At 73.0% G+C, this 19,654-nt stretch carries 20 protein-coding genes and 1 pseudogene; 8 read left to right on the top strand and 13 right to left on the bottom strand.

Annotated features, from left to right (window positions below; translation table 11 throughout):
• Positions 1 to 25: 25 nt before the first annotated feature.
• Positions 26 to 1,000 carry an aldo/keto reductase gene (locus tag D7318_RS15520; RefSeq protein WP_120697842.1) on the bottom strand — a complete coding sequence of 325 codons (975 nt, stop codon included), beginning with the start codon at positions 998 to 1,000 and terminating at the stop codon, positions 26 to 28.
• 106 nt (positions 1,001 to 1,106) lie between these two features.
• Here D7318_RS15520 and D7318_RS15515 point away from each other — a divergent pair, with 106 nt between their 5' ends.
• Together D7318_RS15515 and D7318_RS15510 are read left to right on the top strand one after the other, a co-directional pair.
• On the top strand, positions 1,107 to 1,964 hold the full coding sequence (locus tag D7318_RS15515) for a helix-turn-helix domain-containing protein (RefSeq protein WP_120697694.1): 858 nt from the start codon (positions 1,107 to 1,109) through the stop codon (positions 1,962 to 1,964).
• Positions 1,958 to 2,764, top strand: coding sequence for an exodeoxyribonuclease III (locus tag D7318_RS15510; protein ID WP_183091431.1), 807 nt, complete (start codon positions 1,958 to 1,960; stop codon positions 2,762 to 2,764). Before D7318_RS15515 ends, D7318_RS15510 begins: the two co-directional genes overlap by 7 nt.
• A 55-nt stretch (positions 2,765 to 2,819) precedes the next feature.
• Here the strand turns inward: D7318_RS15510 and D7318_RS15505 are convergent, their stop codons facing one another.
• The 3 genes from D7318_RS15505 to D7318_RS15495 form a co-directional block, all read right to left on the bottom strand.
• A complete protein-coding gene (locus D7318_RS15505; protein WP_120697693.1) occupies positions 2,820 to 3,485 on the bottom strand; it encodes a hypothetical protein in 666 nt (221 codons plus the stop codon).
• A 115-nt stretch (positions 3,486 to 3,600) separates the two neighbouring features.
• Positions 3,601 to 4,782 (bottom strand): LLM class flavin-dependent oxidoreductase, encoded by a 1,182-nt coding sequence (locus tag D7318_RS15500; protein ID WP_120697692.1) that lies wholly within the window; start codon positions 4,780 to 4,782, stop codon positions 3,601 to 3,603.
• Positions 4,783 to 4,863: 81 nt separating this feature from the next.
• Positions 4,864 to 5,070, bottom strand: a complete 207-nt coding sequence (locus D7318_RS15495; protein ID WP_120697691.1) for a hypothetical protein — start codon at positions 5,068 to 5,070, stop codon at positions 4,864 to 4,866.
• Positions 5,071 to 5,172: 102 nt separating this feature from the next.
• Between D7318_RS15495 and D7318_RS15490 the strand changes: the two genes are divergently transcribed.
• Positions 5,173 to 5,922, top strand: a complete 750-nt coding sequence (locus tag D7318_RS15490; protein WP_120697690.1) for a Mut7-C RNAse domain-containing protein — start codon at positions 5,173 to 5,175, stop codon at positions 5,920 to 5,922.
• Between the two features lie 6 nt (positions 5,923 to 5,928).
• Here D7318_RS15490 and D7318_RS15485 read toward each other — a convergent pair whose 3' ends face one another.
• From D7318_RS15485 to D7318_RS15470, 4 genes are all read right to left on the bottom strand, one after another.
• A complete protein-coding gene (locus D7318_RS15485; protein ID WP_120697689.1) occupies positions 5,929 to 6,615 on the bottom strand; it encodes a class I SAM-dependent methyltransferase in 687 nt (228 codons plus the stop codon).
• A gap of 32 nt (positions 6,616 to 6,647) precedes the next feature.
• Complete coding sequence (locus D7318_RS15480) at positions 6,648 to 6,857, bottom strand: DUF397 domain-containing protein (RefSeq protein ID WP_120697840.1); 210 nt, start codon at positions 6,855 to 6,857, stop codon at positions 6,648 to 6,650.
• 166 nt (positions 6,858 to 7,023) lie between these two features.
• A complete protein-coding gene (locus D7318_RS15475; RefSeq protein ID WP_120697688.1) occupies positions 7,024 to 7,896 on the bottom strand; it encodes a helix-turn-helix domain-containing protein in 873 nt (290 codons plus the stop codon).
• Between the two features lie 250 nt (positions 7,897 to 8,146).
• Positions 8,147 to 8,944, bottom strand: a complete 798-nt coding sequence (locus D7318_RS15470; protein ID WP_230423767.1) for a GOLPH3/VPS74 family protein — start codon at positions 8,942 to 8,944, stop codon at positions 8,147 to 8,149.
• 347 nt (positions 8,945 to 9,291) lie between these two features.
• Between D7318_RS15470 and D7318_RS15465 the strand changes: the two genes are divergently transcribed.
• The 3 genes from D7318_RS15465 (at position 9,292) to D7318_RS15455 (ending at position 12,969) form a co-directional block, all read left to right on the top strand.
• Positions 9,292 to 11,439: a D-alanyl-D-alanine carboxypeptidase gene (locus D7318_RS15465; protein ID WP_230423766.1), complete on the top strand. Its 2,148-nt coding sequence runs from the start codon at positions 9,292 to 9,294 to the stop codon at positions 11,437 to 11,439.
• A 179-nt stretch (positions 11,440 to 11,618) separates the two neighbouring features.
• Positions 11,619 to 11,798 carry a hypothetical protein gene (locus tag D7318_RS15460; RefSeq protein ID WP_120697686.1) on the top strand — a complete coding sequence of 60 codons (180 nt, stop codon included), beginning with the start codon at positions 11,619 to 11,621 and terminating at the stop codon, positions 11,796 to 11,798.
• Positions 11,799 to 12,006: 208 nt separating this feature from the next.
• On the top strand, positions 12,007 to 12,969 hold the full coding sequence (locus D7318_RS15455) for an aldo/keto reductase (protein ID WP_120697685.1): 963 nt from the start codon (positions 12,007 to 12,009) through the stop codon (positions 12,967 to 12,969).
• Between the two features lie 58 nt (positions 12,970 to 13,027).
• Here D7318_RS15455 and D7318_RS15450 read toward each other — a convergent pair whose 3' ends face one another.
• On the bottom strand, positions 13,028 to 14,236 hold the full coding sequence (locus tag D7318_RS15450; RefSeq protein ID WP_120697684.1) for an RNA-guided endonuclease InsQ/TnpB family protein: 1,209 nt from the start codon (positions 14,234 to 14,236) through the stop codon (positions 13,028 to 13,030).
• A 161-nt stretch (positions 14,237 to 14,397) separates the two neighbouring features.
• Here D7318_RS15450 and D7318_RS15440 point away from each other — a divergent pair, with 161 nt between their 5' ends.
• Positions 14,398 to 15,768: a GH1 family beta-glucosidase gene (locus D7318_RS15440; RefSeq protein ID WP_120697682.1), complete on the top strand. Its 1,371-nt coding sequence runs from the start codon at positions 14,398 to 14,400 to the stop codon at positions 15,766 to 15,768.
• Positions 15,769 to 16,255: 487 nt separating this feature from the next.
• On the opposite strand, the pseudogene D7318_RS15430 reads toward D7318_RS15440, so the two are convergent.
• The 4 genes and pseudogenes from D7318_RS15430 to D7318_RS15415 all read right to left on the bottom strand — a co-directional run.
• Positions 16,256 to 17,224 (bottom strand): annotated as a pseudogene (locus D7318_RS15430) (RNA-guided endonuclease InsQ/TnpB family protein); the annotation flags it as partial.
• A gap of 352 nt (positions 17,225 to 17,576) precedes the next feature.
• Positions 17,577 to 17,783, bottom strand: a complete 207-nt coding sequence (locus D7318_RS15425; protein ID WP_120697680.1) for a hypothetical protein — start codon at positions 17,781 to 17,783, stop codon at positions 17,577 to 17,579.
• Positions 17,784 to 17,790: 7 nt separating this feature from the next.
• Positions 17,791 to 18,522 carry an HNH endonuclease family protein gene (locus D7318_RS15420; RefSeq protein WP_230423765.1) on the bottom strand — a complete coding sequence of 244 codons (732 nt, stop codon included), beginning with the start codon at positions 18,520 to 18,522 and terminating at the stop codon, positions 17,791 to 17,793.
• Between the two features lie 65 nt (positions 18,523 to 18,587).
• The gene (locus D7318_RS15415) at positions 18,588 to 18,998 is read right to left on the bottom strand and encodes an organic hydroperoxide resistance protein (protein WP_120697678.1); all 411 of its coding nucleotides are present in this window, start codon (positions 18,996 to 18,998) and stop codon (positions 18,588 to 18,590) included.
• A gap of 129 nt (positions 18,999 to 19,127) precedes the next feature.
• Here D7318_RS15415 and D7318_RS15410 point away from each other — a divergent pair, with 129 nt between their 5' ends.
• Entirely contained in the window at positions 19,128 to 19,640 is a 513-nt protein-coding gene (locus D7318_RS15410) for a MarR family winged helix-turn-helix transcriptional regulator (protein ID WP_120697677.1), read from the top strand.
• Positions 19,641 to 19,654: the final 14 nt, after the last annotated feature.

Genomic DNA, 19,654 nt, shown 5'->3' with positions numbered 1-19,654 from the left:
CGGGCACGGGCACGGGCGCGGGCCGTCAGCGTCCGCGCCCCACCACGCGGGTCGCCGAGTCGCCGAAGGCGAACGGGTGGGGCTCGCACTCGGCGATGAAGTCGCCGGGGAAGCCGAGCGTGAACTCCACCGCGCCCTCGAGGCGCTCGATCGCCTCGTCCGGCAGGGTGAGGCCCAAGCCCTCCACGTTCTCGGCGACTTGATCGACGCTGCTCATGCCGCACAGCGGGATCACCGCCGAGGACTTGGCGCGGATCCAGGCGAGCGCCACCTGCGCGGGGCGCGCGCCGAGGTCGTTCGCCACCTCGTGAACGGCGCGCGCGGCGGCGCGTTCGCGCTCGGTGAGCGCCGCGTGGTCGACGCGGGACGAGCTTCCCCCGGCGAGCACGCCCGAGGCCAGCGGCGCCCACGCGGCCACGGTCAGGCCCAACGCCTCGGCGACGGGCAGCAGTTCGCGTTCGATGTCGCGGTTGAGCAGGCTGTAGGGCACCTGGAGGCCCGCGAACGGCGTCCAGTCGCGCCACTCGGCGAGGGTGTTGGCGCGGGCGACGACCCAGGCGGGGGCGTCGGAGATGCCGACGTAGAGCACCTTGCCCGCGCGCACCGCGTCGTCGAGCGCGCGCATCGTCTCCTCGACCGGGGTGTGCCGGTCCCACAGGTGCACCCAGAAGACGTCGATGTGGTCGGTGCGCAGCCGCCGCAGGCTCCGCTCGAGCGACGACCGCAGGTTCTTGCGGTGGTTGCCCGAGGCGTTGGGGTCGGCCGCGTCGTGCGAGAGCGTGTACTTGGTGGCGATGACGAAGCGGTCGCGCCGCTCGACGACCGCGCCGAGCAGGCTCTCGCCGTCGCCGTAGGCGGACGCGGTGTCGAGGACGTTGCCGCCCGCGTCGGCGTACGCGTTGATCACGCGCCGGGCCTCCGCCTCGTCGTCGAGGCCCATCGTGCCGAGGAACAGCTCCGAGACGCGCAGCCCGGTCCGCCCGAAGAGCCGGTAGCGCAGGGGGGAAGTCGTTGTGCTCATGCACGCAAGCGTGGGCCGCGCGCGCGAGGGGAGGGAGTCCCCGGCAGGGTCCCCCTCGCGAACGGCCCGGCCTAGACTCGCGGGCATGGCCGACAACGCTCTGGGCAGGTTCCTGCGGGCGCGGCGGGAGGCGATCGGCCCCGCCGATGTGGGGCTTCCCGCCGGGGAGCGCCGCCGGACGCCCGGGTTGCGGCGGGCCGAGCTCGCCGCGTTGGCGGGGGTCAGCGTCGAGTATCTGACCCGCCTCGAACGCGGCTCCGACCGCCATCCCTCGGGCCAGGTGCTCGGCGCGCTGGCCGACGCCCTGGACCTCACGCCCGACGAGCGCGTCCATCTGCAGCGGCTGGTCAAGGCGGCGAGCGGCGGGCCCTGCCCCTCGTCGGTCCCCGCCGTGCGGACGGTGCGCCCCACCGTGCGCGCCCTGCTCGAACGCCTCGACCCGGCGCCCGCGTTCGTGGCCGACCCGTGGGGCGACGTGCTCGCGCACACCGAGGGGTTCGGGCTGCTCGCCGGGCCCTTGGGGCTGCTCGACGCCGACCCGCCGAACATCCACCGCTATGTGTTCACCGACGCGCGGGCGCGCGAGGCGTTCCCCGAGTGGGAGCGCGTCGCGGACGAGCGCGCGGCGGCGCTGCGGGCCGCGGCGGACCTGGGGGACGCGGCGGTGGCCGTGTTCGCCGACGAGCTGTCCATCACGGCGGGCGGGGAGTTCGCGCGCCGCTTCGCCGCTTCCGCCGTCCTGCCCGCGTGGACGGGCGTCGAACGGTGGCTCCACCCGGTGGCCGGGCCGCTGCGTCTTGCGTTCGAGAGCCTGGCGCTGCCGGGGACGGAGGAGCACCGCCTCGTGGTGCACCTCCCGGCCGACGCCGCCACCGCGGACGCGCTGGGCGCGCTGGGCGCCCTGGGCGCGGAACGGGGAACGGGTACGGTCGTGCGGTGCTGACCGTGACCACCGTGAACGTCAACGGCCTGCGGGCCGCCTCCCGCAAGGGCTACCTGAAGTGGCTCGCCACCTCGCGCGCGGACGTCGTCTGCCTCCAGGAGGTGCGGGCCGAGGAACACCAACTGCCTGACGACGTCCGCGTGCCCGAGGGCTGGCACGCGGTGTACGCCCCCGCGGACACGCCGGGGCGCGCGGGGGTGGCCGTGCTGACCCGGCGCGCGCCCGAGGCGGTCCGGGTGGGCTTCGGCGCGCCGGAGTTCGCGAAGGCGGGCCGCTATCTGGAGGTGGACCTGCCGGGGGTGACGATCGGCAGCCTCTATCTGCCGACCGGCGAGGCGGGCACCCCGAAGCAGGAGATGAAGGAACGCTTCATGGCCGCGTTCTTCGCGTACCTGGCCGAGCTGCGCGGCAAGGCCGCAGCCGATGGGCGCGAGGCGCTGGTGTGCGGCGACTGGAACATCGCCCATCGCGAGGCCGACATCAAGAACTGGCGCGGCAACCGCGACAAGTCGGGCTTTCTCCCCGAGGAACGCGCCTGGCTCGGCCGGGTCCTGGCGCCCGAGGACGGCGGCTGGACCGATGTGGTCCGCGCCCTGCACCCCGACCGCGAGGGGCCCTACAGCTGGTGGACCTACCGGGGGCGGGCGTTCGACAACGACACGGGCTGGCGCATCGACATGCTCATGGCCACCCGGGGCCTGGCCGGGCGGGCGACCGAGGCGTTCGTGGAACGCGCGGCGAGCCACGACGAGCGCTGGAGCGACCACGCGCCCGTGACGGCGGCGTTCACGGGCTGGTGAGCGTTCACGGGCTGGTGAGCGTTCACGGGCTGGTGACGCGGGGGCGCGGCGCGGCTCAGCCGTTCCCCGGCGCGTCGCCCGCCGACGTCAGCGCCGCGCGCGCCGCGAAGTCCAGGGCGACGGCGACCATCGCGGGATCGGGTCGCTCGGGCGCCGTGCAGGCGCCGAGCAGCGTGGTGACCGCGCGTTCGTCCACCGTGCGCCCCTCGGCGCGGTCGAGGAACGCGAACACCGCCGCGCTGAGGTCGGGCCCGCGCCCGGCCGCCTCCCCCAACTGGTCGACCAGCCGCCCGTCGTCGCCGACCCAGCCGGCGGCGGGTTCGAGCCCGTCGTCCACGAGGTCGTCGGGGTAGGGCGCGCGGCCCCAGCCGCCGTCCTGCCACCAGTACACGTAGCCGAGCGCGCAGCCTTCCTGCTCGGAGCGCAGCTCGGGCCATGGCAGCCAGTCGGGCCCGCCCGCGAGGAAGTCGACCGGCACGCGCCGCAGATGGCCGTGGCTGCCGTCCACGTCCTGGCCACGGAAGACGGTGCGCCCGCCCGGGTGCCGGGTCAGCCGCCACCAGTGGGTGCCGCCCGCGCCGTCGCACCGCAGGCCGCCCGCGCGCAGCTGGTACGCGTCCCCGTCGAAGCCCGCCGTGGCCAGCAGCCCCAGCGTGGCGGCGCGGGCCCACAGCCGCCGTGGATGGTCCAAGTCCCCCGGCACGCTCGGTCGGTGCGCCATGTCGTTCCCCGTTCGGTCCCACAGGAGCGAGTGGCGGCACCCTACGCCCTCCCCCTGGCCCCTGACAGCCACGGTCGCCCCGCACGCCCCGAACGGCCCAGTCCCGCGCCGGGGCTCACTCCCCTGCGGCGTCCGGCGATACTTGGGCGTCCGGCAACGCGTAGGCGTCCGCGATCAGTTGGTAGCTGGCGAGGCGGAACGCGGGGGTGTGGGCGGTGGTGGTGATCATCAACTCGTCGGCGCCCGTGCGCTTCGCGAGCGCGTCGAGCCCTTCGCGCACCGCGTCGGGCGTGCCGAAGACCACGTTGGACAGCCACTCGTCGACGAACTCCCGCTCCATCGGGCTGAACGCGTACGCCGCCGCCTCATCGGGCGTCGGGATCAGGCCCGGGCGGCCCGTGCGCAGCCGGATCATGGAGAGCGCGCCGGTGAGCACCTGGCGGTGGGCCTCGCGTTCGTCCTCGGCGGCGAGCGCGGAGACGCCGATGAGGGCGTAGGGCGCGTCGAGCACGTCGGAGGGGCGGAACACCCGCCGGTAGAGGTCGAGCGCCGGGATCGTGTGGACGGCCGAGAAGTGGTGGGCGAACGCGAACGGCAGGCCGAGCCGCCCCGCGAGCTCCGCGCTGAAGCCCGACGAGCCGAGCAGCCACACCGGCGGCCTGCCCGGGGACCGCACGCCGCCCGGCACGGTGCCCTGGATCGGGCCGGGCACGGCGTGCACGCGGGAGTACGGGTGGGCGTCGGGGAAGTCGTCGTCGAGGAACCGGATCAGCTCCGACACCTGCGCGGGGAACTCCTCGGCCCCGTCCGTCCTGCCGCGCCGCAGCGCGGCCATCGTGGCGCCGTCGGTGCCGGGCGCGCGGCCGAGGCCCAGGTCGACGCGGCCCGGGGCCAGCGCCTCGAGGGTGCCGAACTGCTCAGCGACGACGAGGGGTTGGTGGTTGGGCAGCATGACGCCCCCGGAGCCCAGCCGGATCCGCTCGGTCTGCCCGGCCAGGTGGCCGAGGATCACGGGCGGCGACGAGCTGGCCACGCCTGGCATCGAGTGGTGCTCGGCGACCCAGAACCTGTGGTAGCCACGTCGCTCGGCCAGGCGGGCCAGCGCGGTGGTCGCGCGCAGCGCCTCGGTGGCGGTCACCCCGCTCCCCACGGTCGCGAGGTCGAGCACGGACAGCGGAACGGGCGCCCGCCCGTGCCGCACCCCGCGGATGTCGTCGCCGTTCCCTGCTCCCGCTGCCGCCGCGTCGGCCACGTCAGCCCGCCTCCCTGGTCGTCCTGCCCGGTCGTCCTGTGCCATACCTGGAGGGCAACCAGGGGGGTCAGCGGTTCATTCCGGAACGGGCGGGGCAGGGGAGCCGGACCTCAGGGCAGCCGGGGCTCAGGGCAGATAGCGCTCCGCCGCGGCGGGGCCCTCCTCCTCGAGGCGGCGCCTGGCCTCCTCGACCAACTCGGGGGTCGGCTCCCGGCCGCTGAGCCGCACCAGGTCCTCGGGGTCGATCGGCCCCTCGGTCCCGGTGTGCAGCAGGTGGTCGGGCGTGGGCTGGCTGTCGTCGGACGCGGGCGAGGACGCGGATGAATCGGACATGACGGCACCTCCCTCCCCTCAGCGTAGGCGCGCACCACCGGGCCCGCACACGGACGGGGAAAGGCCGGGCGGAGCGGGCCGGGGCGGTGGCATCCTGACGGGGTGAACGGACCGCGGATCCATGTCACCCTCGCCCCCGAGCTGCGGCGTTTCGCGTCTGCCGAGCGCCGAGCCCCTGGCACCCCCGTGGTCACCGACGGCTCATCCACCCTGGGCCATGTCGTGGAGTCCCTCGGGGTGCCGCTGACCGAGGTGGGCCGCCTGCTGGTGAACGGCCACGAGGTCCCCTCGTCGCTCGTGCCCGGCGAGGGCGACGCCGTCGAGGTCGACCACGTGGCCAGGCCGCAGCGGGTGCCGGGGGCGCCGCTGCGCTTCCTCCTCGATGTCCACCTCGGGCGGCTGGCCAGGCGGCTGCGGCTGCTCGGCGTCGACGCCGCCTACCAGAGCGCCGACCCGGGGGACCCGGCCCTCGCCGCTCGCTCCGCGCGCGAGCGCCGGGTGCTGCTCTCCCGGGACCGCGGGCTGCTGCGCAGGCGCGAGCTGTGGGCGGGCGCCTATGTCTACAGCGACAGGCCCGAGGAGCAGCTGCGCGACGTTCTCGGCAGGTTCGCCCCTGACCTGGCGCCCTGGACGCGGTGCACGGCGTGCAACGGGCCGCTGCGCCCCGCCGACAAGGAGACCGTCAGGTCCCGCCTCGAGGCGGGCACGCTCTCCACCCAGGATGTCTTCGCGCAGTGCGCCGACTGCGGCCGCGTCTACTGGCGCGGCGCCCACCACGCCCGCCTCAAGGGGATCGTCGAGAACGCCCTCGCGGAGTTCGGCGGGAGGGCCCCCACGGCCGGGCGCGACTAGACACGACTAGAGATCGGCCTCACCCCCCTGCCGGGGGACGTGCGCCACCAGCGCGTACCGCTCGTCGTCGACCGGCTTCCCCCACAGGTCGGGGTCGTCGTCCAGCTCCTCGACCCTGATGTCGGCCACCAGCGGCGTGACCGCGAGCGCGAGCTCGGTCGCGGTCACCCCGCCGTGCCACGGCAGCGCGGCGGCCTCGGGCACATACGGCCTGGCCGCCGCGGACTGCCGCCACCGCCCCTCCACCAGCACCAGCCGCCCGCCGGGCCGCAGCCTGCCCGCCCAGGCCCGCAGCGCCGACGTCGGGTCGGGCAGCGTCCACAGCAGGTGCCTGGCCAGCACGACGTCGAACCGGCCCGCGCCCACCGGCGGGGCCGCCGCGTCGCCCACGACGAACGTCACCGCGACCCCGGCCGCCTCCGCCTTCTCCTCCGCAGCCGCCACCATGCGCGGCGCCACGTCCACCCCGGTGACGCGGTGGCCCCGCTCGGCCAGCAGGACCGAGAGCGTGCCGGTCCCGCAGCCGACGTCGAGCACGTCGACTCCCCCGGGCGCGCCTCCCGGGATCCAGTCGTCGAGGCGCCGCGCCCACGCGGCTCTGACCCGGGCGTCGCGCAGCCCGTGGTCCGGCTCGTCGTCGAAGGCGGACACGGCGGCGTCCCAGTACGCGGCGATCTCGTTCATGCGGACCATGCTCGCACCCGCCACTGACAGTCGCCCCTCGTTCAGCAGAGGGTGAACGCCCTGTCGTCGAGCTCGGCGAGGAACGCCGACCACGCGTCGGCCCCGAAGCCGAGTCTCGGCCCGGCGGGGGCCTTGGAGTCACGGACCGCCAGCCCGTCGCGTACGGGGATCAGCACCTCGAGACAGGCGCCGGTACCCCCCGAGTAGGAGGATTTCCGCCATGTGCACGTCACGCCTTGCCGCATTGCCATGTTCACTCCGGCTCCTGACCGGTCGGTGTGTGGTGCGGCGAACGTACTAGCCGGGAAGGGGCCGGGAAGGCGCGCTTCACCCGTCCGGGTGGCGCGCCCGTTACTTCCGTGCGCTGCAAGGGAGTTGGGCGGTATTCTCTGCCCCCGCGCCCCGGGCCTCCCCGCCTCAGCGGAGCGCGCTCTTGTACTCCTCCGCGAGCTGTCCGAGGACCCCGCGCGTCTGCTCGGGACTGAGCGACTGCGCGCGCAGGTGCTCGTACATCACGCTGTAGTGCTGCACGTCGTGCGGCTTCTCCAGGTAGAGGTCGTTCGTGCCGCCCTCCAGGTAGATCACCGTGGAGTCGCTCGCCTCGGGGAACTCCAGGATCGTGTACTGCCCGTTGACCGCGGGATGCGCGCCCGCCGAGAACGGCAGTACCTGGAGCGTCACATGGGGCAGCAGCGAGCACTCGGTCAGGCGGTGGATCTGCTCGAGCATCGTCGATGGCCCGCCGACCTGCCGCCGCAGCGCCGCCTCGTCCACGACGGCCCACAGGCGTAACGGACTCCGCTCGTCGTACAGCCGCTGCTGGCGCCGAAGGCGCACCTGGACACGGCTGTTGACCTCGTCGGGGCCGACCTCGGGCAGCGCCCCCGATATGAGCGCGGTGGCGTACCCCTGCGTCTGGAACAGCCCCGGCACCATCTGCGGCTCGTACACCCGCAGCGACGAGGCGTCCGTCTCGAGGCCGATGTAGACGCTGTAGGTCGGCGACAGCTCGGCGAACGCGTGCCACCAGCCCTGCTGACGCGACTCCCGCGCCATCTGCATGAGCGACTCGACAAGCTTCTTGTCCTCGACGCCGTAGACCTCGCACAGGTCCCGCACGTCGCGCGGGCTGATGCTGCGGCGGCCGTTCTCCAGCCTGCTGATCTTGGACTGGGAGACCAGCAGCCGCTCGGCGACGCCCTCGGCCGTCATGTTGCGGTCCTCGCGCAGCCGTCTCAGCTCCTGGCCGAGTCTGCGTCGCCTGACGGTGGGATTGACGTTGCCGGTCACGGGACTTGCGCACCTCCGTCGATGTGGCCGGTCGGAGACGACGGCCGCTGTTCAGCAGAGTGCCACCCGACACGGCGCGCCCGCTCGGGAATCACGGGACGTGAGCCGGCGGATACGCGACAGCGCGTGGCCGGGCACAAGCATGGGGTGTGGCGACGGCCGTCGTCTGTGGCCGCCGCCACACCCCGTGCTCGAATGCGGCTCCCGGGTTGGTCGGTCGGATGCGCGGGCCGCGACCCGCGGCGCGCACCTAGTGCGAGAGCGAAGGACGAACGACTGCGGCTCGCGTCCCTCCTCTCCGCCGGGGCTCGTCGGTGAGCTGCTGCGACTGGCCGACCACAGCCATGGCCGCCGCCGGCGCCGGTGCGCGCCCCGCCTTGCGGGTGCCGCCCTGCGCGGGTCGACGAGCCGCGGCCGCCTGACCGGCCACGCCGTTCTGCACATCCATGACGGCGTGCGCCACGAGGCCGCCCATCGGGTCGTGCCTGATCAGATCCCGGAGTCTGGAGCGGGACGACCGCCCCTCGTTCCCGGGATAGAGGTGCTTGCCGAGGCCCACCGCGTGGGCCAGGGCCGCCAGCGCCGCGGTCCGTGCGTCCGGTGGTGTGCCGGTACGGATCGCGGTGTCGAGCCGAGCCCGGATCTGCCTGCTGACCGCGGTATCCGTCGCCTGGTACCTGGTCGTCGGCAGAACTCCGCACATCTGGTTCTCCACCGCGTGCACCATGCCGCAGCGTTCCAGATGCGAGAGATACGTTTGGCGAAGCCCGAGACGGGGCCCGCCGATCCAGTGGACCGCGCGTACCGGGCTGCCGCGCCTGCGCAGCAGCTCCAGTGCGGAGTCCAGCGTGGGATCTCCGGTCGGCCGTGGCAGCACCACGGCTATTCGGTCCCCATCTGGGGCTATCCGTCCCGCCAAGGCCAGCTCGACGAGCTGTGCCCCGGCGAGGCCGAGGTCGAGCGACTGCGGCTGCGCGGTGGTACCCGTGGCCGGGTCCAGAGCGAGCAGCAGCAGCTCCTCCGGAATGGTTCTACGACTCCTGCCCATCCATGCCTCCCCGCGTGGATGACAGACAGGGTGACGCCTCTCACATTGTTCTGTCGAGAGTGCGTGGTTGTTTTGTGAGGGAACCCGTAGATATGTCGTTGTCGTCCCAGCCCATGAGGCAGCGCCCCTCCACCGCCCGCGGCTTGTCGCACTGAGGTGCGCGGGACCCGGCAAACTGGGGGAAGCAGCGGCCCATTCGGTGAACGACGCGTAGGGAGGTACGGGTGGCGGGCGAGTCCCCGGACATTTCGGATCGGGAGCGGGAGCAGGAGTCATCGGAGAAGACGCCTGAGGACCCCGGAAGGGTTCCCCAGGTTGCCAAGGTTCCCGGGGACGAGGATCGGGCCGTGGGCCCGGAGGAGAGCGAGACCGCCACAGGAAGCGGCACGACAGCACCACGGGCCCCTGAGGCCCCGGAGGCCCCCGAGGCCCCACCCATACCGGCGGAGCGGGGCCGCGGGGACCGCGGAACGACCCACCTGCGCGTGCGGGCCGAGCCGGGCGAGGAGCCCGCGGAGCCCGCGGGGTCCGCGGAGCCCGCTGCCGCGGAGGACCGGGAACCCGAGGAGGCGGCGGAGGCCGGGAACACCGCGGACGCCCCGGAGAGCGGCGGCGACGGCGAGGACGAGGCCCCGGCGGCCGACGGGCCCGCCGACGCCTCAGCGGGCGACGGGAGCGCGCCCGCTGCCGCGGGGGGCGAGAAGCCGAAGCGGGACGCTGGCGACGGCGGGACGACCCAACTGCGCGTCCCGGCCGAGACGGACGAGACGCCCGCTGCCGCGGACGACCAGGAGGAGCCCGAGAAAGCACCGAAGGCGGACAACGGCGACGACGACGGGACCACGCAACTCCGCGTCCCGGCCCAGGCGGGCGAGGAACCGAAGGCGGACAGCGGCGATCGTGGGACCACGCAGCTCCGCGCACCGGCCGATGGGGACGAGGACGGGGAGGCCGCGCCTCGCGTCGACCAGCCGACCAGCGTGCTGCGACTGCCCGAGGACGCGAACGAGCCGGGCAAGGAGTCCGACGACGAGGCCGCGCCTCGCGTCGACCAGCCGACGAGCGTGCTGCGACTGCCCGAGCAGCGTTCCGAGAAGCCCGCCGACCCCCGGGTCGCGCCGCCCACGCCCTCGCCCGACTCCAAGGCGGTCCCGCTGCGGCCCGCCGACCCGCCGCGCCCCACGGAGGCGCCCGAGGAGGAGCCGCGCGACCCCCTCGTGCTGCTGGCGGCGCTCACCAACAAGCCCGCGCCCCCGCCCACGCCGTTGCGCACCCTGCTGCGCCGCATCAAGATCTGGACGCCGCTCGTCGTGCTCCTGCTGGTCGTGATCGCGGTGGCGCAGTGGTTCCGCCCGCTCCCCGAGCCCTCGCTCGAGCTGACCGCGGCGCCGACGTTCACGTTCGACGGCGAGGCGCCGTCCGTGCCGTGGCCCACCGAGGGGCAGTCGGCGCTCGAGGTCGAGGGGCTCGGCTCGTTCGGGTCCTCGGGCGAGCAGGAGCCGGTGCCGATCGCCTCCGTCGCAAAAGTGATGACCGCCTATGTGATCCTCCAGGAGCACCCCATGGGCGAGGACGAGGACGGCGAGACCATCCCCGTCGACCAACTGGCCGAGGACGAGGCGGGACTCGCCGAGACGGACGCCGAGTCGACCGTTCCCGTCGAGGCCGGATCCACGATCACCCAGCGCGAGGCGCTCCAGGCGATCATGATTCCTTCCGCGAACAACGTGGCCCGGCTGCTGGCGCGTTGGGACTCCGAGTCGCAGGAGGCGTTCGTGGAGAAGATGAACGCCGCGGCGGCCGACCTCGGCATGGACGACACCACCTACACCGACCCGAGCGGCCTCGACGAGACCACCGTCTCCACCGCGGACGACCAGGTGCTGCTGGCCAAGGCGGCGATGGACGACCCGGTGTTCCGGCAGATCGCCCGCATGCCGTCGTACGAGGACAGCCAGGGCACCGTCCACGGCAACTGGAACGGCCTCGTGCCCGTCAATGGCGTCGTCGGCATCAAGACCGGCACCTCGACCGCCGCGGGCGGGAACCTGATGTTCGCCGCCCACCAGCAGGTCGGCGACGACACGCGCCTGATCGTGGGCGCCGTGCTCGATCAGGGACCTGATCCGCAGGACAACTCGATCCTGGTGCAAGCGCTCAACATGGGTGACCAGTTGATCAGGTTCGCTCAGGATCAGCTCACCGCGGAGACGGTGATCGGCGAGGGTGAGGTGGTCGGCCACGTGGACGACGGTCTGGGCGGGCGGACGCCGGTCGTCGTCACCGAGGAGGTCCAGGCGGTCGGCTGGGCGGGCCTCGAGGTGTCACTCCAGCTCAACGCGCCAGAGGACGGCGTCCCCGGCTCCGCGGACGCGGGCGCGGAGGTCGGCACGCTGACGGTCGGTGACGGACCCGACGGGGTCACCGTTCCGCTGGCGCTCGGCGAGCCACTCGGCGAACCCGGCCTCGGCGACCGGCTGCTGCGCATCCTCTGACGGCCCGTCGGCCCCCGGCGGCTCGGGCCCGCCGCCGGGGGCTGCCACGGGTGGTCGCCGCACGCTACAGTCGGATGCCCCAGGCTGGCGATGCGTGAGGGGGCAGCCCGTGGAGTGTCCGTCGTGCGGGTCGATCAAGGGCCGCAGACTCAACAACGGCAATTGGGTGTGCGACGACTGTGGCTCGGTCACCGCAGGATGAGGCCGCGTGGCGGGATCTCGACCCGGCCACGCGCGAGCGACTGAGCTTTCTCGATCCCGAGGACTTCACCGTGGGCCCCACGGCCGAGGCCGCGGCCCAGTGGGAGCGCTTCACCGCGATCCTGGACAAGGCCGAGAACTACCGGCCGCCGCACTAGACCCCTGCCCTCGCCGTCGCGCGGGCGCGTTGACGCACACCCCGGCGCGTGGCAAGGGCCGTGCGCTGTCGCGCGCGTCACTGCCTCAGGCGCCGCCAGCGGTCATCATCGTCGGCATGCCGATCACGATCACGCTCCCGGTCACGCTCCCGGTCAACGGTGCCCCAGCTCCCCCTCGCCACCGCGCCCTTGAGCGGATGAGGGCCCGATGAGCGTCGGGCCTGGCGCGTTCCCCCGCCGCCCCCTCGGCGGAACGAGCCTCGCCGTACCCGAGATCTGCTTCGGCGGCGGCCCGCTGTCCAGCATGCCGACGGCGTTCGGCTACGAGGTCCCCGAGGAGCGCGCGGTGGCGACCGTGCGCGCCGTGCTCGACAGCGGGGCGGCGTTCCTCGACACCGCCGCGGGCTACGGCGACGACGGGCGCGGCGAACGCGTCGTTGGCGCCGCGCTCGCCGAGCGCGGCGGCCTGCCGCCCGGCGCCGTGCTGGCCACCAAGGTGGACCGTGACCCGGTCACCGGGGACTTCTCCGCCGCCCAGGTCCGCCGTTCCTTCGAGGGCAGCCTGGAACGCCTTGGCCTCTCCCGCGTCCAACTCCTCTACCTGCACGACCCCGAGCACATCCCGTTCGAGCGCGCGGTCGCGCCAGGCGGCCCGGTCGACGAGCTGGTCCGCATCCACGAGGAGGGCCTGGCCGCGCACATCGGCGTGGCGGGTGGGCCCGTCGACCTGATGGGGCGTTATGTGGCGACGGGCGCGTTCGAGGTGCTGCTCACCCACAACCGGTGGACGCTGATCGACCGTTCGGCCGACGCCCTGATCGACGCGGCCCGCGCGGCCGGGCTCGCCGTGGTCAACGCCGCGCCGTTCGGCGGCGGCATCCTCGCCAAGGGCCCTGACGCGCACGGCAGATACGCCTATCGGGAGGCGGATGACGTGATTCTCGGCCGGGTACGCGAGATCGAGGCGGCGTGCGCGCGGCACGATGTGCCCCTGGCCGCCGCGGCCATCCAGTTCTCGACGAAGGACCCCCGCATCGCCTCCACCGTCATCGGCGTGACCCGCCCCGAGCGCGTCGAGGAAACGCTTCGCCTGGCCCGCCTGCCCGTCCCCGACGAGCTGTGGCCGGTCGTCGAGGGGCTCGCGGCGCCCCCGTCCCACTGGCAGCACTGAACGGCCCACCGAACCACCGAACCACCAGCGAAAGTCCGCACTTGACTTCCTCCCCCGCCTAAGGGCGGGGGGTTCCAGCGGTCGCCCGCTGGGGTTCCTGTTTCATCGACGACTGCCGTGTCCGGGAGGACTCCCGTTGAGGTCTTACACCGTCTCCACAGGCTGCTGCCGCCAGCCCGGCGGCCAGGATGGTGCGTGCCGCGTTCACGTCACGGTCATGCACCGCGCCGCACTCGCACGTCCACGTCCGGACGTTCAGCGGCAGTTTCTCGCGGACCGTGCCGCAGGCCCCGCACAGCTTCGAGCTGGGGAAGAAGCGGTCGATCACCACGAGGTCGCGCCCGTACCAGGCGCACTTGTACTCCAGCATGGAGCGAAGTTCCGTCCAGGCCGCGTCCGAGATGGCGCGCGCGAGACGGCCGTTCTTGAGCAGGTTGCGGACGGTGAGGTCCTCGATCACGACCGTTTGGTTCTCACGGACGAGCCGAGTGGTGAGTTTGTGGAGGAAGTCCCGGCGCCGGTCGGCGATCCGGGCGTGGACCCGGGCGACCTTACGGCGGGCCTTCTCGCGGTTGTTCGAGCCCTTCGCCTTACGGGACAACTGGCGCTGTGCGCGGGCCAGGCGGGCGCGGTCGCGGCGCTCGTGCCGGGGGTTGGTGATCTTCTCGCCGGTGGACAGGGTCACCAGCGAGGTGATGCCCGCGTCGACACCGACCGCGTTCGTGGTCGCCGGGGCCGGGACCATGGTGTCCTCGCACAGCAGGGACACGAACCAGCGGCCCGCCGCGTCACGGGACACCGTCACGGTGGACGGCTCCACTCCCCCGGGCAGCGGACGCGACCAGCGGATGTCCAGCGGCCCGCTCATCTTCGCCAGCGTCAACTCCCCCTCACGCCATGCGAAGGCGCTCCGGGTGTACTCGGCCGACGCCCTCGACCTCTTCCGCGACTTGTGGCGCGGGTACCCGGCCCGCTTGGCGAAGAAGTTCGCGAACGCCGTCTGAAGGTGACGCAACGCCTGCTGGAGCGGGACGGAGGACACCTCGCCCAGGAACGCCAGTCCCTCGGTCTTCTTCCATTCCGTCAGCGCGGCGGACGACTGCGCGTAGGAGACGCGGCGCTGCTCGCCGTACCAGGCCCGGGTACGTTCCTCCAGCGCCTTGTTGTACACCAGGCGGACACAGCCGAACGTCCGCGACAGCTCGGCCGCCTGCCCGTCCGTGGGGTAGAAGCGGTACCTGAACGCCCGCTTGACCTGCCGCACCATACCTCACAGCCTATCAACTCCCCTGTGAGTGGCGGGTCTCGGCCGGTGGGCGGCGGACGCCGGTCCGCCCCGACGGCGAACCGGCCTTTCCTGCCCTGCTCCGCAGGAGCTTCGTTTCCTCCCTGGCCTGAAGGCCGGGGTATCCACGAAAGAAAGCCCAGATGACAACTGACCCGAGCCCCGTCCGTTTCCCCGAGGGCTTCGCCTGGGGCACCGCCACCGCGAGCTACCAGATCGAGGGCGCCGTGACCGCCGACGGGCGCCTGCCGTCGATCTGGGACACGTTCTCCCACACGCCGGGCAAGGTGCACCTCGACCAGACCGGCGACCTGGCGGACGACCACTACCACCGCTACCCCGAGGACCTCTCGCTGCTCGCCGACCTCGGCGTCACGCACTACCGCTTCTCGCTCGCCTGGCCGCGCGTCCAGCCCGACGGGCACGGCCCGCTCAACGGCGCGGGCGTCGACTTCTACAGCCGCCTGGTCGACGGCCTGCTCGACCACGGCATCAAGCCCTGGGTGACGCTCTACCACTGGGATCTGCCGCAGGCGCTCGAGGACGCGGGCGGCTGGCCGCACCGGGACACGGCGGAGCGGTTCGCGGAGTACGCCGCGCTGATCCACCAGCGCCTTGGCGACCGGGCGCCCGACTGGACGACGCTGAACGAGCCTTGGTGCTCGGCGTTCCTCGGCCACGCGAGCGGCATCCACGCCCCTGGCCGCACGGACGGGGCCGCCGCGGTGCGCGCCGCGCACCACCTGATGCTGGGGCACGGCCTCGCGGCGGGCGTGCTGCGCGGGCAGGGCGCGGCCAACGTGGGCATCACCGTCAACCTGTATCCCGTCGACCCGGTGACGGACGGCGAGGCCGACCGCGACGCGGCCCGCCGCGTCGACGGCCTGATGAACCGCTTCTTCCTCGACCCGCTGCTGCGCGGCTCCTACCCCGCCGACGTGGTGGACGACCTGGCGGGGGTGGTGGGCACCGAGCATGTCCACGAGGGCGATCTGGCCGTGATCGCCACGCCGTTGGACTTCCTCGGCGTCAACTACTACTCGCGCCACGTCGTCCGCGCGGGCACCGCGCGCGGCGGGCCTTCGCACTGGGTGGGCTCCGAGGACGTGGAGTTCGTCAGGCGCGGGGTGCCGGAGACGGCGATGGGCTGGGAGATCGACCCCGACGGGCTGTACGAGACGCTGACGCGGCTCGCGCGCGAGTACGGGGCGCCGCCGCTGTATGTCACGGAGAACGGGGCGGCGTTCGACGACCGCGTCACCCCCGAGGGGCACGTCAAGGACGAGGAGCGGCGGGCCTATCTGGAGGCCCACTTCCGCGCCGCGCACCGGGCGATCGCCGAAGGCGTCGACCTGCGCGGGTACTTCGTGTGGACGCTGCTCGACAATTTCGAGTGGTCCCACGGCTACTCGAAGAGGTTCGGGCTCGTGCACGTGGACTTCGAGACGCAGAAGCGGACGCTGAAGGACAGCGGGCGCTGGTTCGCGGAGATCACCCGGGCGAACGCGCTCTAGAACGCACCGCCGAACGACATCGCCGCGCTCGTCAACATGAGCGCGGCGATATCAACTTCGGGCGAGATCTCCACGGATTCGGTCTGGTCAGGACGTGCCGGACGCCTCATGCTGGTGAGCGTCCCATTACGGAGAGCGCGGGAGAGTCAGTCTTCATGACGACCAGCAGCCAGGAACCGCAGGCCCCGGAGCGCGACACAGAGGTCATCGACAGCATCGACACCATCGCGGCCATCGAGATCGGCGCGCTCGCCCAGGACACCTTGAGCGGCAAGGTGGGAGTGGTCGTGGCGCACAAGGGCGCCACCTACCGGCTCAGGCCCATGAGGGGCGGAGCGGAATGGGACGCGGAGCCGGTCGACGTGCGCCCGGTGAACGCGAGCGACCTGCTCCGCGAGAAGGTGCGCCAGGCCAACCGCCGCAGCATCGGCGGCTTGCTGTGAACGTGTGAACGGAGGACCGAGGACTTGAATTCCTCCCCCGCTTGAAGGCGGGGGATTCCAGCGGTCGCCCGCTGGGATTCCTGTTTCATCGACGACTGCCTTGTCCGGGAGGACTCCCGTTGAGGTCTTACACCGTCTCCACAGGCTGCTGCCGCCAGCCCGGCGGCCAGGATGGTGTGCACCGCGCCGCAGTCACACGTCCACGTCCGGACGTTCAGCGGCAGTTTCCCGCGGACCGTGCCGCAGGCCCCGCACAGCCTGGAGCTGGGGAACCATCGGTCGATCACCACGAGGTCACGCCCGTACCAGGCGCACTTGTACTCCAGCATGGAGCGAAGTTCCGTCCACGACGCGTCGGAGATGGCGCGCGCGAGACGGCCGTTCTTGAGCAGGTTGCGGACGGCCTCGCGGTTGTTCGAGCCCTTCGCCTTACGGGACAACTCCCGCTGCGCGCGGGCCAGGCGGGCGCGGTCACGCCGCTCGTGCCGGGGGTTGGTGATCTTCTCGCCGGTGGACAGGGTCACCAGGGAGGTGATGCCCGCGTCGATGCCGACCGTGTTCGCGGTCGCCGGGACCGGGGCGGGGGTGTCCTCGCACAGCAGGGAGACGAACCAGCGGCCCGCCGCGTCGCGGGACACGGTCACGGTGGACGGCTCCGCCCCCTGGGGCAGGGGACGCGACCAGCGGATGTCCAGGGGCCCGCTCATCTTCGCCAGCGTCAACTCCCTCTCACGCCATGCGAAGGCGCTCCGGGTGTACTCGGCCGACGCCCTCGACCTCTTCCGCGACTTGTAACGCGGGTACCCGGCCCGCCTGGCGAAGAAGCTGGCGAACGCCGTCTGAAGGTGACGCAACGCCTGCTGGAACGGGACGGAGGACACCTCCGTCAGGAACGCCAGTCTCTCGGTCTTCTTCCACTCCGTCAGCGCGGCGGACGACTGCGTGTAGGAGGCGCGCCGCTGCTCGCCGTACCAGGCCCGGGTACGTTCCTCCAGCGCCTTGTTGTACACCAGGTGTCGATCGGTGACCGTAGACGCCGAATCGCCCTGGCGGCGATTCGCCTTCCCCGCCCTGCTCCGCAGGAGCCTCGTTTCCTCCCCGGCCTGAAGGCCGGGGTATCCACGAAGGAGACCAGATGAAGTGCCCGAGCTGCGGCAGCATCAACGTGACCAGCACCGGCATGCCCCGCCGCTGGCAGTGCATGGACTGCGACAGCACGTTCGCGCGCTAGCCGCGTCCTTCCGCGGTCGCGCCCCCGGCGGGGCGCGACCCGGGTCTCCGCGCGCCGTCGTGGCGCGCCCCACGCGGGGGCGCGCCACTGTGCGTCGACACGCGGGCGTTCACCCGTTGGTGGCCCGCGGCGCGCTACATGTGCTCGTCGGGCTGCGCGTTGAGGCGCGCCGCCAGGCCCTCCGCCGCCGCGCGGTCCTCGCCGAAGAACGCCGCGCGCGGGTGGCCGTCATCGCCGGGGACGTGCACCAGGCTGCCGACCGGGTCCACGACGTACCAGCCCCGTTCGCCGCTGCGCCGGGCCTCGAAGGTCATCCGCCAGCCCATGTCGAAATCGTCCACGCCAGGATCATGCACCACCGCACGTGTCCAACAGCGCGCCCAGCTCCCGCTGTTCGGGTTCGGTGACGTTCAACTCGTAGGCCGCCTTCACCGCGATCCAGGCCCGCGCGTAGTCGCAGCCGTACGCCTCGACGGGCGGGAGCCACTGGTCCGGTGACTGGTCACCCTTGGACTGGTTGACGCGGTCGCCGACCGCGAGCAGCTGTGGCCCCTCGAGGTCGTTCGCGAACGCCTCGCGCCGCTCGTCCGTCCACTCGTCGGCGCCCGAGCGCCAGGCGTTGGCCAGCGGGACGATGTGGTCGATGTCCACGTCCCCCGCGTCGGTGTACGTCTCGCCGTCGTAGGCGCTGTACCAGGATCCCGAGGTCGGCTGGCAGTCGTCGTCCGTCACCACGTCCTCGCCGTCGCGGAGCAGCACCCGCTGACGGACCGTGCAGCCGTCCTCGCTGGTCCAGTGCGGGAAGCGGTCCCGCGAGTACCCGGTCATGGAACGCTGCTCGGCGACCGTCAGGCCGTCGAGCAGCTCCCGGGCATCGTCGGGGGCGGGCAGCCCCTCGGGCGAGGGCGGGGACGACGAGCCGTCCGCGCCCTCGGAGGGGTCCCCGCCCTCCGAGGGGCTCCCCGAGGGCGGCGCGCTGTCGGAGGAGTCCGCGCCCTCCGACTGGCACCCGCCCGTCAACGCCCCCGCCGCCGCCACCGCCAGGCAGATCCCGGCAAGCCGCCACCCCACTCGTTCCACTCGTACCGCTCGTTTCAGTTGTTCCGCCGCGTCGCGCATACCCCCACCATGCCCAACGGGTCGGCTCACTCCACCACGAGGGTCACCGGGACGTTGCCGCGTGTGGCACGGGAGTAGGGGCACACCGCGTGCGCCAGCTCGAGCAGGCGCCGCCCGGTCTCGCCCGCCAGCTCGTCGGGCAGCTCGGCGCGCAGGGTCACCTGGAGCGAGAAGCCGGAGTCGTCCTTGCCGATGCCGACCTCGGCGGTTATCGAGACCTCGCTCGTGTCGACCTTCTCCTGCCTGCCGACGCCCGCAAGCGCGCTGGAGAAGCAGGCGGCGTACCCGGCCGCGAACAGCTGCTCGGGGTTGGTGCCCTTGCCGTCGCCGCCGAGCGCCGGGGGCAGCGCGAGGCTCAGGTCGAGCTGCCCGTCGGAGCTGACGGCGCGGCCGTCGCGCCCGTTCGCCGTGGCCACAGCGGTGTACAACGCGTCCATCGCGGATCGTTCCCTCTCGTTCGCGTGCGGTCGCCCGGCGGTCGTCCGCCCGGCGCCTTCGACCAGAATTAGAGCACACAACTTAGTTGTGCACAACTTAGTTGCCCGGCACTGAGCTACCCTGGGGCCATGAGCCCGGCCAGCCCCTCCCCCGTCCCTTCTCCCGCCCTCTCCCCCGCCCTCTCACCGACCCTGACGTCGCCCGAGCCGTTCGTCCTCGACGACATGGTCTGCTTCGCGCTGCACTCCGCCTCGCGCGCGTTCGGGAGCGTCTACCGCTCGGTGCTCAGGGACCTCGGGCTCACCTACCCGCAGTACCTGGTGATGCTGGTGCTGTGGGAGCGCGACGACGTGCCGGTCAAGCGGATCGGCGAGCAGCTGCGCCTGGACACCGGCACGGTGTCGCCACTGCTCAAGCGGCTCGAGGCGGCCGGGCTGATCCGCCGCGAGCGCAGCGCGGAGGACGAGCGCTCGGTCACGGTGCGGCTCACCGACGAGGGGTGCGCGCTGCGCGCCGGGGCCGCGGAGGTGCCGGGGCGCATCGCCGAGGCGACGGGGCTGACCCTGGCCGAGGTCACCGACCTGCGCGAGCGCCTGCACCGCCTGACCGCCAAGCTGGACGCGGCAGACCTGCCCGAGTAGCCGGTCAGGGGCTT

The sequence above is a fragment of the Streptomyces radicis genome (genome assembly GCF_003626575.1).
In the GTDB taxonomy this organism is placed as follows: Bacteria; Actinomycetota; Actinomycetes; order Streptomycetales; family Streptomycetaceae; genus Streptomyces; species Streptomyces radicis.
The sequence above is the reverse complement of the archived record's forward strand: the minus strand, read 5'-3'. Positions and strand labels throughout refer to the sequence as shown.